Source organism: Flavobacterium sp. N2550, assembly GCF_025947265.1.
Classification (GTDB): Bacteria; Bacteroidota; Bacteroidia; order Flavobacteriales; family Flavobacteriaceae; genus Flavobacterium; species Flavobacterium endophyticum.
This window is the reverse complement of sequence record NZ_CP110007.1, coordinates 2,656,007-2,670,638: the sequence shown is the minus strand read 5'-3', so window position 1 is coordinate 2,670,638 and position 14,632 is coordinate 2,656,007. Positions and strand designations below refer to the sequence as shown.

At 35.5% G+C, this 14,632-nt stretch carries 15 protein-coding genes and 1 other RNA gene; 9 read left to right on the top strand and 7 right to left on the bottom strand.

All coding sequences use genetic code 11. The features are described 5' to 3' along the window. Positions 1-51 precede the first annotated feature (51 nt). Positions 52-453, top strand: a complete 402-nt coding sequence (locus OLM56_RS11750; protein WP_264527091.1) for a helix-turn-helix domain-containing protein — start codon at positions 52-54, stop codon at positions 451-453. A 73-nt stretch (positions 454-526) separates the two neighbouring features. On the opposite strand, the gene OLM56_RS11745 is transcribed toward OLM56_RS11750, so the two are convergent. Both OLM56_RS11745 and OLM56_RS11740 read right to left on the bottom strand, forming a co-directional pair. Then, on the bottom strand, positions 527-1,546 hold the full coding sequence (locus OLM56_RS11745) for a YncE family protein (RefSeq protein WP_264527090.1): 1,020 nt from the start codon (positions 1,544-1,546) through the stop codon (positions 527-529). 66 nt (positions 1,547-1,612) lie between these two features. Further along, complete coding sequence (locus OLM56_RS11740; RefSeq protein ID WP_264527089.1) at positions 1,613-2,164, bottom strand: 1-acyl-sn-glycerol-3-phosphate acyltransferase; 552 nt, start codon at positions 2,162-2,164, stop codon at positions 1,613-1,615. 58 nt (positions 2,165-2,222) lie between these two features. Between OLM56_RS11740 and OLM56_RS11735 the strand changes: the two genes are divergently transcribed. Beyond that, entirely contained in the window at positions 2,223-2,885 is a 663-nt protein-coding gene (locus tag OLM56_RS11735) for a spermidine synthase (protein ID WP_264527088.1), read from the top strand. On the opposite strand, the gene kdsB is transcribed toward OLM56_RS11735, so the two are convergent. Further along, on the bottom strand, positions 2,886-3,611 hold the full coding sequence (gene kdsB / locus OLM56_RS11730) for a 3-deoxy-manno-octulosonate cytidylyltransferase (protein WP_264527087.1): 726 nt from the start codon (positions 3,609-3,611) through the stop codon (positions 2,886-2,888). A 75-nt stretch (positions 3,612-3,686) separates the two neighbouring features. Beyond that, positions 3,687-5,111: an ATP-dependent DNA helicase gene (locus tag OLM56_RS11725; RefSeq protein ID WP_264527086.1), complete on the bottom strand. Its 1,425-nt coding sequence runs from the start codon at positions 5,109-5,111 to the stop codon at positions 3,687-3,689. A gap of 105 nt (positions 5,112-5,216) precedes the next feature. Between OLM56_RS11725 and OLM56_RS11720 the strand changes: the two genes are divergently transcribed. Both OLM56_RS11720 and rsmD read left to right on the top strand, forming a co-directional pair. After that, a complete protein-coding gene (locus tag OLM56_RS11720; RefSeq protein WP_264527085.1) occupies positions 5,217-6,035 on the top strand; it encodes a DUF3822 family protein in 819 nt (272 codons plus the stop codon). Continuing rightward, on the top strand, positions 6,036-6,626 hold the full coding sequence (rsmD, locus tag OLM56_RS11715) for a 16S rRNA (guanine(966)-N(2))-methyltransferase RsmD (RefSeq protein ID WP_264527084.1): 591 nt from the start codon (positions 6,036-6,038) through the stop codon (positions 6,624-6,626). 70 nt (positions 6,627-6,696) lie between these two features. Here rsmD and OLM56_RS11710 read toward each other — a convergent pair whose 3' ends face one another. Both OLM56_RS11710 and OLM56_RS11705 read right to left on the bottom strand, forming a co-directional pair. Next, on the bottom strand, positions 6,697-8,793 hold the full coding sequence (locus tag OLM56_RS11710) for an outer membrane beta-barrel family protein (RefSeq protein ID WP_264527083.1): 2,097 nt from the start codon (positions 8,791-8,793) through the stop codon (positions 6,697-6,699). A gap of 1 nt (position 8,794) precedes the next feature. After that, complete coding sequence (locus tag OLM56_RS11705; RefSeq protein WP_264527082.1) at positions 8,795-9,769, bottom strand: alpha/beta hydrolase; 975 nt, start codon at positions 9,767-9,769, stop codon at positions 8,795-8,797. Positions 9,770-9,923: 154 nt separating this feature from the next. Between OLM56_RS11705 and OLM56_RS11700 the strand changes: the two genes are divergently transcribed. Further along, on the top strand, positions 9,924-11,294 hold the full coding sequence (locus tag OLM56_RS11700) for a sensor histidine kinase (protein WP_264527081.1): 1,371 nt from the start codon (positions 9,924-9,926) through the stop codon (positions 11,292-11,294). A 45-nt stretch (positions 11,295-11,339) separates the two neighbouring features. Then, on the top strand, positions 11,340-12,038 hold the full coding sequence (locus OLM56_RS11695) for a response regulator transcription factor (protein ID WP_264527080.1): 699 nt from the start codon (positions 11,340-11,342) through the stop codon (positions 12,036-12,038). A 2-nt stretch (positions 12,039-12,040) separates the two neighbouring features. Here OLM56_RS11695 and rnpB read toward each other — a convergent pair. Continuing rightward, an RNA gene (rnpB, locus tag OLM56_RS11690) (RNase P RNA component class A) lies at positions 12,041-12,354 on the bottom strand. 192 nt (positions 12,355-12,546) lie between these two features. Between rnpB and OLM56_RS11685 the strand changes: the two genes are divergently transcribed. The 3 genes from OLM56_RS11685 to OLM56_RS11675 are packed head-to-tail and all read left to right on the top strand — an operon-like array spanning position 12,547 to position 14,561. Next, positions 12,547-12,855, top strand: coding sequence for a hypothetical protein (locus OLM56_RS11685; RefSeq protein WP_121376961.1), 309 nt, complete (start codon positions 12,547-12,549; stop codon positions 12,853-12,855). Positions 12,856-12,859: 4 nt separating this feature from the next. Continuing rightward, the gene (locus OLM56_RS11680) at positions 12,860-13,939 is read left to right on the top strand and encodes a DNA topoisomerase IB (RefSeq protein ID WP_264527079.1); all 1,080 of its coding nucleotides are present in this window, start codon (positions 12,860-12,862) and stop codon (positions 13,937-13,939) included. A 13-nt stretch (positions 13,940-13,952) separates the two neighbouring features. Next, positions 13,953-14,561 (top strand): hypothetical protein, encoded by a 609-nt coding sequence (locus OLM56_RS11675; protein ID WP_264527078.1) that lies wholly within the window; start codon positions 13,953-13,955, stop codon positions 14,559-14,561. The last annotated feature ends 71 nt before the right edge of the window (positions 14,562-14,632 follow it).

Sequence of the window (14,632 nt, the reverse complement as noted above, 5' to 3'; positions counted from 1 at the left end):
CATTATTATGTTTACATTTGTAACTCTTATTTCTTTAAAAACAAATTCACAATGGTAAACATTGAAGATTTCATAAAAAGGCTAGAAAAAATACTTGACTATTATAGCCTTACTGCTTCTTCCTTTGCTGATAAAATTGGCGTACAGCGCTCGAGCATGTCACATCTTTTGTCCGGAAGAAACAAACCTAGCCTTGATTTTATATTAAAAATTTTGGAAGTTTTTCCCGAAGTAGATTTGTATTGGATTTTAAACGGAAAAGGAGATTTTCCAAAAAACAACAATCCTCAGTCAGAAGTCCACGCTCCTATTTTAAATCCGACTGAGCATAAAAATCAATCTGATTTTAAGAAAGATGCGCTTTATCCCGTGAACTTCTCCAACGATGATAAAGTAGAAAGAATTATTATCTTCTATAAAAATGGAACTTTTAAAGAATACCAGCCTCAATAGCGTATAAAAAACGGAAAGCCTTAACTCACCACAAGAGCTAAGGCTTTCCAAACCAATAAAACAAACACAAAGTTTAATCCCTTCTTAAGTATATTCCGGTTACACCTGGTTCTAATCTTACTGTTAATGGTGTAGCATCTGCTTGAGCAGTTGTTGGATAAGCAAAACTTAATACTTGTCCTCCACCGTTAAGCCTTTCAGCTACATAAATCTTATTTGTTTCATCATCGTAAGAAACATCTACTGGGTTTCCTAATAATGAATTCGGACCGTAAATTCTTTTCTGATTGGACAAGGAAATAGTTCCTCCAGATGCTGTAGAAGAAAAAACAGAATTGAAATTTTCAATTACGATAATACCTCCATCAGTAGCTGAAGTAGCTAAACCTACATCTGTTAAAATCATCGTGTTATCATCATCAGAATAGGTAATTCCGTGCGTTCTGGTTAATCCTTCGATAGTGACTCTTTTGTCTGGCGACAGCGCCCCTGTTGGTTTTGAAAAAACAGAATTGAAGACAGCAATATCTCCGGTAAGATCAACTACAGCGTACAAGTTTCCGTCTTCGATATCGATTCCCCAAAGCTTAAAGCCGATAGTAAATGTTTTTTCTAGCGCAAATCCTGTGGAAGTTCTTTGATACACAAAAAGCTTATTCACATTTCCATTTATTTCGGCTTGGTCTTGCACGACAACTACCCTGCTTCCATCTACAGCAATTTCTCTAGCATTGGTAAAATCGCCAGTCATACTGCTTGCCGTCATCGTTAAAGATGTTACGGGCGTCAGCAATGTATTCCTGAAGTTTCCATAAACCTCTAGCCTGTTGTTTGTTCTTGAAGCGATAATTACTTCATCGCGATCATCATCAAAATAAATACCATCAGCATCTACCGAACCTGTAGTAAAAGCTCTGGCTGTAGGCATTGACGCTAATAAATCGGTATAAGTAATCGTTCCGCTGGTATTGCTTGAAGCAAATAATTCAAGTTGCGGTGTACTAGAGCCTCCACTAGAATCGTCATCACTTGTACACGAGACAAATCCTAGGCTTCCAAATGACAATACAGTTAAAAATAAATTCTTTTTCATAATTTTTTGGTTATTAAATGGTTGGACATAACCTTAATTACGAAAAAAAATAGAGTATGGTTTTATTTAAACTTCAAATCCGTATTCTGGAATTCTTCCTACCACATCTTTGTAGTTATTTTTCAACGATAAGAAGTCGTTTTGTATATCGCCTGTAGGATAAAAAGCATCATGAAGTATGACTTCTTTTTTTGAATAATCAAAAGCAACTGGAATTATGGGAACTTCTGCTTTTAGTGCGATATAATAAAAACCTGTTTTCCAATCTGAAACTTTTTTGCGGGTTCCTTCTGGGGCAATGGCCAATCGGAAAATTGCTCTTTTTTTAAAAATTTCGGCAATGGCTTCTACAGTATTTTGTCTGGAACTTCTGTCCAATGGCGCCCCTCCCATCCATCGGAAATAAAATCCGAATGGAAATTTGAAAAGTTCTTTTTTCGCAACATAATGCATTTCAAGACCGATTATTCCTCTAGCAAAAAGACCAATATAAAAATCATGCCAACTAGTATGAGGCACCACTATAATTATACATTTCTTGATTTCGGGATCCATCTTTCCTTTGATGCGCCATCCCATCATATTGAAAAAAATAATTTTATAAATAAAGCGCTTCATGCCGTATTATTTTCTGTAAATGTAACATTTATCCTTATTTTTGGGCAAAATAAATTTTGTGCTAAAACGATTATTCAGCTACATCATCCCCATAAATATCCATAAGCAAAAATCATCCGTGAGTAAAAATCTAGAAATCACATGGACTAATGGCGAATTGGTATTAGATTCTAAAAACACAAATTACTCCTACGGAAGCCTGCAGAGAATTCTCCGTAAAGGGTTAGAAAGTATTGGTTTTAAGGCGGTCTTAAAAATGGAACATGTTCTTGTTCTAGGAGTTGCAGGCGGAAGCGTAATCAAAACTTTAACTGAAGAAATCAAGTTTAAAGGAAGAATTACAGGCGTAGAAATTGATCCCGAAATAATAAAAATTGCCAACTCTTATTTTAATCTCGACAAAATTTCTAATCTGGAAATCGTCATTGATGATGCTTTTGAATTTGTCTTGAAAACCAAAAATAAATACGATCTGATTATTATTGATATTTTTCAAGATACGACCATGCCTAATTTTCTTTTCGAAGAATTTTTCCAAAATCGTACTTGTTTTCTTTTAAAGGATAAAGGAATCATTCTTTTCAATACGATGTGTCTTTCCGACAAAGACAACCTGCGAAATAAAAAATACCTGGAAAACGTAAATATCGAATTATATACCGCCAGAACGATTCCAAGAGTCGAAGAACACAATGAGCTGATTATTTTAGAGAAAAAATAGCTACACTAACTTTCTCGCTTTTTCTAAATCTTCAGCTGTATCAATTCCGATTCCGATATGTGTAGTTTCGACCATTTTTATTTTCTTGCCGTATTCGAGATAGCGAAGCTGTTCTAGTTTTTCTGAAGCTTCTAAAGATTTCATTGGAAGGCTATAAAAATCCAACAGTGCTGGTTTTCTAAAAGCATAGATACCGATATGCTGAAAATAGCGAACACCTGCATTTTCATCTCTTGGATATGGAATTACAGAACGCGAAAAGTATAATGCCAATCCGCTTTGGTCAACAATTACTTTTACGTTGTTGGGATTTGCAATTTCTTCCTTATCTTTTATTTCACGCATCAAAGAAGCCAAATCAATCTGATGTGACGCATCATTTTTAAAAACATCTAAAAGCTTTTCGAGCGGTTCTTTATTGATAAAAGGCTCGTCGCCTTGCACGTTTACAACAATATCAACATCTAAATCTTCAACAGCCTCAGCTATCCTGTCGCTTCCAGATTCATGTTCCTTTTTGCTCATGATGGCTTTGCCTCCATTGGAAACAATTTCATTGAAAATCAAATCGGAATCAGTTGCTACAAAAACATCATCAAACAGATGGGTAGAAACCGCTGCTTCATAGGTTCTTGTAATTACGGTCCTCCCTCCCAAATCCTGCATGAGCTTGGCATGAAATCGTGTTGAAGCGTAACGCGCTGGAATAACTGCTATTATTTTCATTAACTTGAAATTATCGTTTTAAAATTTATGATTTATGGCTATCAATTATCAACTATAACCTATCAACTAAACCCATCAACTCTCTATAAAATTCTCATCTTTAAAACCAATCAAATACAACTTGTCTTTTGCTCTCGTAATTGCCGTATATAGCCAGCGGATATAATCCCTGTCAATTCCGTTTGGCAAATAAGGCTGTTCAACAAACACCGTATTCCATTGGCCGCCTTGCGATTTGTGACAGGTAATTGCATATGAAAATTTCACCTGCAACGCATTGAAATACTTGTTTTCTTTTACTTTTTGAAATTTCCTGTAATTGCTTCTTTCGTCCTCATAATCCAGCATTACTTCTTGATACAGTCTGTTGGATTCGTCATAAGTCAATGACGCCGATTCGCTGGTCAAAGTATCTAAAATCAATACTGTTTCAAAAGGAATTTGGTTTGGATAATCTACCATTCTTATTTTTACAGTCGCGAATTTAAAACTGTATAATTCTTGTATCTTGTAAATTTCCAGCACTTCAATGATATCACCGTTGGCAATAAAATCGGTTTCGGTGGAATCTTTGAGCCAAAAATAATTATTTTTTACGACCATCAGGAAATCTCCAGTCGAAAGTTCGCTTTCCTTATCAAGAATCCTAGTCCTGATCTGCTGATTGTAAGCATTGGCCCTTTTGTTTGAACGTACGATAAATGCGGTGTCTTCCAATCCGTAATTGCTATACGCTCCATGAATCGCATCTTGAATATCATAACCGTCTGTCAGCCGTACAATATCTTTGAAATGTTTTACATCAAATTTAAAATCTTCGAAGAAGTCATCGTTGAGCTGTTCACGAAGTTCTGTGGCGTTAAATAAAATCCCAGAATTCTCTTCCTGACGCATCACTTCGTCAAATTCGATATGAGAAACCTCCATATTATAGTTCCTATTGAGCAAGTCAATGTCAAGCGCTGGAGAAATATCAAGATTTACAGGCGGCAGCTGCGCGGTATCACCCAAAAGAATCATCTTGCAGTTGGTTCCAGAATACACATAATAAATAAGATCGTCGAGCAACGAACCATTTTCATAAATACTCGTTTCGTTGCTAGAATCTGAAATCATCGAAGATTCATCGACAATAAAAATAGTATTCTTGTGCTTGTTCTGCTGTGTCGTAAAACTGACTCCGCCTGCTTTTGTTTTCGGGTAATAGATTTTCTTGTGAATCGTATGCGCTGGCTTTTGAGAATAGTTGGCAATAACTTTCGCCGCACGACCCGTTGGCGCCAGAAGCACATATTTTTTATTTATCTCAGTAAGGTTATTGACCAACGTTGAAATCACGGTTGTTTTTCCGGTTCCAGCATATCCTTTCAGTACAAAGATTTCGTCTTGTTTGGTATTGGTCAAAAATTCAGCAATTTTCTGGAAAAAAATATCCTGTTTAACCGTAGGATTAAAAGGAAACTTTGATTTTAGAGTTTTGTAGAAAAGTGCCGTATTCATGGTTTGTTATTTGGTGTAAAGTTATAGCTTTAAGACAAGTTTTGCTTTATAAATATGAGAGCATGACGCAAAAAATTGTAAGTTTGCGAACATCAGTAAAATTCAATGTCGGCTAACACAAACATAACAGAAAAAAAATACAGAAAACTTTCGATTCAAGTATCTTTGAATGGATTTCGGTTTTGCTGTTTTGACACTCTGAATCAGGTTGTTTTGTTCGTAAAAGAAGTGGACTTTAATGATTTTGAAAAATCAATCAAGGTTGAAGACCACTATTGGCAGGCTTTTGTCAACCATCGAGAGCTCACAACAACCTATGACGAAGTGGTAGTCATTCACGAAAATAATCTTTCTGCATTTGTGCCAAAAGCCCTATTTGATGAAAATTATTTGGGAAGCTACCTGCAATACAGTACAAAAGTTTTTGAATCTGATTTTTTTGCTTTTGACGCTTTAGAGCCTTTTGATATGGTGAATGTCTACATTCCGTATGTGAATTTCAACAATTATCTGCTGGATCAGTTTGATAGTTTTGAATATTTGCACGTGAACAGTATTTTAGTTGCCAAGCTTTTAGAGAGCTCAAAAAATGTTTCGGAAACGCAGCTATTTGTCCATGTTGGAAAAGAACATTTTGAGATTATTGTGATAGAAAATCAAAAACTGTTACTGTTTAATTCTTTCGAATACCAGACAAAAGAGGATTTTATCTACTATATACTTTTTACAGCCGAACAGCTAAAGCTGAATCCTGAAAGTCTGAAATTACAGCTTCTGGGAGAAATTTCAGAAGAAAGTGACCTGTTTAAGATTGCCTACCGATATATCAGAAATGTGTCGCTAATGAATGTATTTCATACGCAAAAGCACAACGATTTTTCAACAGCAGAAAATTTAAAATATTTTATACTATTCAATTCATAAATGAGAATCATATCCGGGAAATATAAAGGAAGAAGAATTTCTCCACCCAAAGGCCTGCCAGTCCGTCCAACGACAGACATGAGCAAGGAAGCATTGTTCAATGTATTGAACAATTATTTTAGTTTCGAAGGATTAAAAGTTTTAGACCTGTTTGCAGGTACTGGAAATATCAGCTATGAATTTGCATCACGCGGCAGCGACAATATTACTTGCGTTGACGGCGATTTTGGTTGCGTAAAATTCATCAAGCAAACAGCCGATGAATTTGATTTTAATATTGCCTGCATCAAAAGCGACGTATTTAAATTTGTGGAAAAGAACAAAAGTTCATACGACATTATTTTTGCCGATCCTCCGTATAACCTAGATCAAGCTACTTTTGAAAAATTGGTCGAGCTTATTTTTGCAAACGAACTTCTGCAAGAAGACGGAATGATGATTATCGAGCATTCAAAATACACAAAGCTGGACCACATGATCAATTTTTCTTTTAAGAAAAGTTATGGCGGTTCCATTTTTTCATTTTTTGAGATGAATGGTGATGATGACGAAGAAGTAAAAAATGAAATCGACGCTACAGAAGAAGGCTAAGATAGAGCAACCCACGAATTCACGAGTTAACTGTTTGTTTTCTGATTGATTGATGTGTGAATCTGTGGCATTACTTTATCCTACTTGAATTTTCGTTTACTTCTTTTTCTTTAAAAATCGAATCCTTTACTTTCCCTAGAGTATATCGGATTGCTATTGAGAATTCACAATTGTCAACAAAGAAAATAGCTCTAGAATTCACTTTACTGACTTCAAAATTTTCAGTAAACGACCTGTTCTTAAAAACATTATTGTAATTTATAGTACAAGAAAGGTTCTTGAAAAAAGTCTTTGAAACCGCCATATCCATTAAGAAAAAAGAATTTCTTTGGAAAACGCCTTCATTCCGGTTTGTGAGTCCCCAGCCTGTCAACGAAAACTGCCATTCATTTTTGAACTTAAAAACATGATTGGAATAATAGTACGCATACGGCTTGGCACTTCCTACAACAGCAGAGGCATCTTGAATCTTGTTTAAAATAAGGCTAACCGTATTTGCTGAAGTCCAGAATCCCTGGCTAAAAGGCAGTGTAGCTTCAAGAGTATATCCTGTTTCTTTATCAAAATTTTCTGGCCTGTATAACAATAAATGCTTCGGTTCGTCATATAAAAATCCGTAGTTGATTACATCTCTATTTTCAAAGTAGGCGAACTTTAATGATTTGTCTTTGTACTGGAAGTTAGCCGCAATTTCATTAGTAATAGCCGGATTCAAGTTGATATTGCTAGAAAAGGCAAAATAAGGATTGATATATGTAAAACCTTGGCTTGTAGAGGAATAATCAGGCCTAGAAATGCTTCTGGCGTAATTGAAACTTAACGTTTTTGTGCTGTCTATAGGAATTGTTATCTGGGCTTTTGGAAAAAGATTGGTATATTTTTTATCAATAGAAGCTGCTGATTCATCCGCATAGCGGCCTGAAATTATGGTGTTCTCTGCTCGAATTCCTGCCGTCCAAGACATCTTCATAAGCGTTCCTGACAATTGAGCATATGCTGCTGTATTCTTCTCTTTGAGCCTGTATTTTGAATTTAGATTGAGATTCTGTTCAAAATTCTCCATATCAAGACTCGTATTTGCAACGGCTGACGAATATTGGGTTCCTAATTCTAGTTTTATTTCGTTATGGAATTTTTTCTCAAAATCAATTCGGCCAGCAAAGACATTTACATTAAAATCATCATTCAATTTCTGGAAAGGCTGATACACTGTTTCATTATAATTATTTGATGAACTATTAGCAGATACTGAATTGTAATTGGAATACTGTAATCCGGCAAAAACAGAAGCGTCCCATTGGGTTATCTTTTTATTGTAATTGAGAAAGGAATTGATAAATCCTTCATCGCCTTTGGTTTTTCCTAAAGTCTTAATGTTATTTTCTGTTCCATCAATTTTACTACGCGTCGTAGTAGAAAAATCAAAATCATCTTTTTTAAAATTTCCATTTGCCGTCAACGAAAAATCTTCGTTTTCATTAATCTGATGGTAAATTCCTGCTCCAAAAACATATTTATCGCGTTTTGTATAACCTGCAACGAGATAATCGGATTCGATATTGCTGCTCGGAATCCTGTAATCGCTGCCGTTGCTTTCCCAAGGATTTAATTTATTATAATTGAAATTTGCTTTGAATTTGGTCTTGCTTAATTTCAAGCTGGAGTTTACTCCTAAATAATTGTTGAACTTCTTTTTAAACGCTGCCGTTTCAGAAAAAACAAGCTGACAACCTTCCTTTTTACTTAATTTCCTGGTGATGAGAATAACCGATCGGCCTTCAGCTTCATATTTAGACGATGGATTGTCAATGATTTCTATCGTTTTAATATCTTCCACAGACAAAGCTTTCAGGTCGTTCATTTCTACTTTCTGATTGCCGATATAAATCAATGGAGTTCCTTTGCCTATAACCGAGATTTTTTCTAGATCTGGGCTTAATTGGATTTTTGGAAGTTTTGACAGGAGATCTAAAGTATTCGGAACAGTCTTATGAATAGAATTTGCCACATCAACTTTAATGTTTCCGTTTTTATAAATAAAAGTCTTGGTATTTCCTTCAATCACGACTTCATCCATCTGGTTTAAAGTATCGTTTTCCGTTGTATTTTGGGCAAAAGAACTACTGCTAGCCAAAGCTAGGACAACTAAAAGTATAGTATATCTCATCTTATAAAGTATGAAGCCATTTTAACCAATCAGCGGCTATCGTATCCCAATTGTAGATTTCTTGGTTGACTGTTCCATCATTGTTGATCGGAAAATAATTATGTTCAAGATTCAGATAACTTTTAAAAGTGTAATTGTCTTTTTTCTCGCGAATGGCTTCAATCTGGAATAAATCATTGAAGGAAGCCGACCAGTCTTTTGTTCCGTAACAAACCAAGACTGGAATCATCAAGCTCATCAGATTTTCCTTTTGTGGTAACGAAAAACTGTAGGTTGTTTTATACGAATCTCCATTTGTTGCAGTAACTTCATTAGAATGTGCCACGACTTTTTTCCAATATTCGATCGTATTATTTCCTTCGTTTATAGAATCATTGTCGAAACTTCTGCTTTGCGCCAAAATGTTCATAATTCTTCCGTAAGGATTGCCGCCAGAATAAATCAAATGTGTGATTTTTTTATTAATCGAAGCCATTTTTGAAGCAATTGTACTTCCTTCAGAATGTCCTGCCACGACTAATTTTCTGCCTTTCACCCAGCGTTCTTTAGCTAGCTGCTTCAACACAAAATTGTTCCGGAATACATAATAATCTAAATAATTCCTTTCGGTATATCCTTTCGGAGCAATCTCCTTTTCAATGTCTTTTAGGTATATATAATTGGGACCTAACTTATTTACATCCGAAATTATCGGGATAAATGGTTTTCCGACAATAACGATATGATAGTGTTCTAGAAACGGATTTTCATCAAACGGCAACGTACTGAACAATCCTTTTTCATCATATTTCACGACCGGCTGAGGCAGGCTTCCTTGGCAGAAAAAGAAAATCGGCTTGGCAATCTTTTCTTCTCCTTTTTTTGAAATAACAATAATATCAACGGGGTCGTCTTGATACTTCATAGCGATGTGCCTGTAGCCGAAATCTTCTGGAACTTTTTGAGAATACGAATAGATTTTTGAGAATAGTAACATAACTAGCATTATTATTTTAGTTGGCATTGTCATTCGATTGTTTATAGCAAAATTGGTTCAAAAACAGATTGCGAAAGTTAATGCTGGGTTAATGCTGGGTTAATGTCTATTTTTAAGAAGAAATCGCTTATTTTTGGCTTGTAATTCATTAAACATGAAGAAAAAGATAAACTTATTGATAGGATTTTCGGCTGTTATTTTAGTCGTGCTTTCTGCCATACAATATTATCTGGTGAAAACGACTTATGAATATAAGGTCGAGCAATTCCGTTCAGAGATCAAGGCAAAAATTGCCAAGATAACAAATGATTACAGTGACATCGATACGACTATTTTCAACAAAAAAGACTTGTTATACAAACAGCTTGCTGAAAATTATATTCGGGATAAAAGCACTCGTTTTCACATCAAAAATGCTTTACTGCAAAACGAATTCAAAAGCGAACTGACTCGAAAACTGCAAGAAGAATTCCAAAATGAGATTCCAGATTTGACCATAGACTTTGCCATTGTCTTGGACAAGTTTGTCATTTATGACGCGACAAAAGAAGCCGATACTATTTTTGCCGAAAAGCCTTTTATTGAAAATAAGTTATATGGTGATTTGGCTTCCTTAGACGATGCTTTCTTGATTCGGAATTATGTCGGAACGACTAGCGGTTCATTGAAAAAGCAAGAATTAAGTTCTGATTATAAACTTTTGACTGAAGACACTTTATATGTCTCCATCAAAAACTGGGAATTTATCGTTTTGAAAAGAATGACGCTACTTTTGGTATTGGCTATTTTCTCGATATTGACCTTAATTACTTTATTTGTGATTGCATTAAAAGCACTAATCAAACAGAAAAAAATCAGCGATATCAAAACCGATTTTATTAACAACATCACCCACGAATTAAAAACGCCTTTGACAACGCTTTCTGTTTCAACGAAAATTCTAGAAAGAAAAGAAATTCGGGAAAATGATGCGACTTTTTCTACTGTTTTAGGAACAATCAATCGTCAGAATAACCGATTGCAGAATTTGATCGACCAGGTAATGACCAATTCTTTGGGTTATGAAGAATTCGAGCTTCACAAAGAAAAAGTACCAATGCCCGATTTTTTGAATTCGATCATCAATGATTTCCAAATTGCCTATCCTGATATTTCAATTGCAAAAGAATTGGATACGCAGAAAATCAGCCTCAATCTCGATAAATTCCATTTGACAACAGCAATAACAAATGTTTTGGAAAATGCCGTAAAATACGGTTGTAAAAACATTGCTGTCAAAGCTTCATTACTCAATAATGAGTTTTCAATAAGCATCTCCGATGACGGAATCGGCATTTCAAAAAGCAAGCATTCCCTCCTATTTGATAAATTCTACAGAGTGGAACAAGGCGATCTTCATGATGCTAAAGGTTTGGGTCTCGGACTTTATTATGTCGACCAGATTATAAAGGCACATCAGGGAACCATTAATGTGGTCAGTGATTTGGGGAAAGGAGCTACTTTTGATTTGAGATTTTTGATTTAGGATTTTTGATTTAAGATTTAGGGTTATTATTGAAACTACAGGAACGTGTCAGACATAAAAAGAAAAATACTTTTAGCGGAGGATGATTTTGATTTTGCGATGATTTTAAAGCACTATCTCGACATCCATAATTTTGAAGTTTTTTGGGCAAAAGATGGTGAAGAGGCTTTAGACATTTTTCAAAAAGAAGATTTCAAGATTTGTATTTTCGACGTGATGATGCCAAAAATTGACGGATTTACCTTAACCGAAAAAATCATCAAGATCAATCCTGAAGTTCCTTTTGTATTCCTGACAGCCCGAAAACTGAAAGACGACAAAATCAAAGGGCTCAAGTTAGGAGCCGACGATTATATCGTAAAACCTTTTGAAGCCGATGAATTGGTTCTTCGTTTGAACAACATCTTAAAGAGAAGCGAACAGAAAACGAATACTATTTCTTCCGAAGAAATTCATATTGGCAATTATACTTTTAATCCACAGCGATTGGAATTAAAAATGAATGGTTCTATTCAAAGACTGACGGAAAAAGAAGGTGCTCTTATCTCCTTTTTACACAAAAATAAAAATCAGCTGCTTAAACGCGAAGAAATCTTAAAAGCGGTTTGGGGAAGCGACGACTTTTTTTCGGGAAGAAGTATGGATGTTTTTATCAGCCGACTTCGAAAGTATTTTAATGAAGATTCCAGAATCGCGATTGAAAGCATCCGGAATATCGGATTGGAATTTAAACTGAAGTTATAACAAAAAAATGCAGGCCTATAAGCCGGGTTCTGTATCCGCGAAAGCGAATCCTTATCATTTATCTAGATTTGGCATTACTGCCAAACTCAATCTACCTACCCTTCGGCAACGGACGAGCAATCCTTAAATGCCGATATACTTGGTATTTCACCGCATAGAGTTTACCTGGTTTCACTACAGCATTACCTGTACATACTTTCTGTTGCACTTGTCCTCCCAAAACTGCTTTTGGTGACGGGTGTTACCCGCTATGCTGCTCTATGGTGCCCGGACTTTCCTCCCTCTTTTTCAAGACGGCGATAAGGCGGCCTGCGGTGCAAAAGTAAGATAATAAATTTAAGATTTGAGATATAAGATTTCAGATTGTGGCTCGCTTTCTATTTTAAAAGAGTATAACTATAATTTCACCTCATAATCTTGTAAACTCTATTAACATTCTATTGGCAGGTAGCGAAAAATATAAATTGTAAATTAGAAATAATAAAAACCAACTATAAAAGAAAAAGTCATGGACCATCAAATGTATCATTATGCCACTGTTTCTAAAGCCTTAGAAGAATTGGCTGAAAAAGGATTTACAGTAGATTTTAATTTAGAGTCAGATCGTATCAAAGAATGTGGCGATTGTTTTGAAATCGTACATATCTATCGCTATGAAGGAGCTTCCGATCCTGGAGACGAAGCTACCGTTTATGGCATCAAATCAGACAAAGGAGAAAAAGGAGTCTATGTTTCTGGGGATTTATCTTTTTCAGAAGACGAAGCCGCAAAAACATTACACGAGCTAGTCATAAAAGGCAGACAATCTTCCAACTAAAAGCATGAACCGATTAGAAGCAAAACTCCAAAAAATAGGCAGTGACCCTAAGATAACAGCGAAAGCTGTCGGATTGCGGTATTCGTCTCCTACACATAAAGGTTATTATCGCCAAAAAGACAAGAATAATGTTTTTATCTACAAAGATGAAAACAATAAAACTGTCAAGGACAAGCTTACGATCGAAAGAATAAAAAAGCTGGTCATTCCCCCAGCTTGGGAAGAAGTTTGGATTTCTCCCTATGAAAATGGGCATCTGCAAGTCACCGGAATCGACGCCAAAGGAAGGAAGCAATACCGCTATCATCCGAATTGGAACAAGATCCGGAATCAGTCTAAATTTTACAGATTGAGACGATTTGCAAATGCCCTTCCTATTATACGAAAACAGATTGACAAGGATATAGAACGTAAAGGACTTCCGTATGAAAAAGTCGTGGCTTTGGTCGTAAAGCTTATAGAAATGACCAACATTCGTATCGGAAATGATGCTTATAAGAAGTTATATGGTTCTTTTGGACTTACAACATTAAGAGATAAGCATGTCAAGTTTTCTAATTCTACCATCTATTTTGACTTTAAAGGAAAAAAAGGCGTCACGCACAAAATAAGCCTGCAGAGTCGGAAAATGGCCAATCTCGTCAAAAAATGCAAGGAAATTCCAGGACAGGAACTCTTCCAATATTATGATGACGAAGGAAAACACCATTCAATTGGTTCTGCCGATATCAATAATTATCTTAAAGAAATTACGCAAGAAGATTTTACGGCTAAAGATTTCAGAGTTTGGGCCGGAAGCGTGAATGCATTGTTTGCTTTTCAGGAAATCGGTCGGTTTGAAACCGAAACAGAATGCAAAAGAAACATCGTGGCTGTTGTAGATTGCGTGGCAAAAAAATTGGGCAATACAAGAACCGTTTGTAGGAAATACTACGTCCATCCTACTGTTATCGCTTCGTATGAAAAAGGTTCGATTTGGAATTACAAACTGAAAAAGAATATCAAAAATAATAAGCTAAATCCTGAAGAAGAAGCATTAGTAAGGCTTTTGAAAAAAGAAACCATAGCTGAAGTTTTAGGATAATAAAAATACAATTATGAAAAAAATCGCTTTAGCTTTGATTGGAATAAGTCTTCTATCTTGTTCCGATAAAAAAGCTTCCGCTGTTGAAACTGAAAAAACTTCCGACAGTATCGTCAAATACGTTCCGCCAGAAATAATAGACCGCAAACAGCTCATCATTCCAGGGAAAAGTATTGGTCTTACTCAATTAGGACAAAACGCCGAAACACTTTCATCTTTAGAAAAACCCGATTTCTCCGATGCAGCTATGGGCAAAGCTTGGGCGACTTGGTATTCGAAAGACGGTCAAAAAAAGGAATTAAATATCTACACTACATATAAAAATTCCGAAATGAAGGAAAAGGTAATTCGGCAGATTCGTATTACTTCTCCTGAATTTAAAACTTCGGAAGGAATTGCGATCGGAAAATCGCTAAACGATATCCAAAAGGGTTTCCCTAAAGTAAAAATAGTAGGAGAATATAACGCCAACGGAAAAGCTGTACAGTTATATGATGACGCTGATTCAGGTATTGCTTTTGAAATTGAAAATGATTTGTGTATTGGCATAATTATCCATGAAATGGGCAAGAAAGTAACCGAAGAATACATCACGCTACATCCCGATATGGAACGATTTTAGGTGCGAAGATTAATTTTAAAATTTCTTTTTAATCTTTAAATTTAAAACTATATTTGTCCTCCAGTCAAATT

Bases quoted from the DNA above. Each gene is read 5' to 3' on its own strand.
- OLM56_RS11680 (WP_264527079.1), top strand. From the start codon at position 12,860: ATGAACCGATTAGAAGCAAAACTCCAAAAAATAGGCAGTGACCCTAAG.
- OLM56_RS11675 (WP_264527078.1), top strand. From the start codon at position 13,953: ATGAAAAAAATCGCTTTAGCTTTGATTGGAATAAGTCTTCTATCTTGT.
- rsmD (WP_264527084.1), top strand. From the start codon at position 6,036: ATGAGAATCATATCCGGGAAATATAAAGGAAGAAGAATTTCTCCACCC.
- OLM56_RS11700 (WP_264527081.1), top strand. From the start codon at position 9,924: ATGAAGAAAAAGATAAACTTATTGATAGGATTTTCGGCTGTTATTTTA.
- kdsB (WP_264527087.1), bottom strand. From the start codon at position 3,611: ATGAAAATAATAGCAGTTATTCCAGCGCGTTACGCTTCAACACGATTT.
- OLM56_RS11685 (WP_121376961.1), top strand. From the start codon at position 12,547: ATGGACCATCAAATGTATCATTATGCCACTGTTTCTAAAGCCTTAGAA.
- OLM56_RS11745 (WP_264527090.1), bottom strand. From the start codon at position 1,546: ATGAAAAAGAATTTATTTTTAACTGTATTGTCATTTGGAAGCCTAGGA.
- OLM56_RS11740 (WP_264527089.1), bottom strand. From the start codon at position 2,164: ATGAAGCGCTTTATTTATAAAATTATTTTTTTCAATATGATGGGATGG.
- OLM56_RS11720 (WP_264527085.1), top strand. From the start codon at position 5,217: ATGTCGGCTAACACAAACATAACAGAAAAAAAATACAGAAAACTTTCG.
- OLM56_RS11710 (WP_264527083.1), bottom strand. From the start codon at position 8,793: ATGAGATATACTATACTTTTAGTTGTCCTAGCTTTGGCTAGCAGTAGT.
- OLM56_RS11750 (WP_264527091.1), top strand. From the start codon at position 52: ATGGTAAACATTGAAGATTTCATAAAAAGGCTAGAAAAAATACTTGAC.
- OLM56_RS11705 (WP_264527082.1), bottom strand. From the start codon at position 9,769: ATGTTACTATTCTCAAAAATCTATTCGTATTCTCAAAAAGTTCCAGAA.
- OLM56_RS11725 (WP_264527086.1), bottom strand. From the start codon at position 5,111: ATGAATACGGCACTTTTCTACAAAACTCTAAAATCAAAGTTTCCTTTT.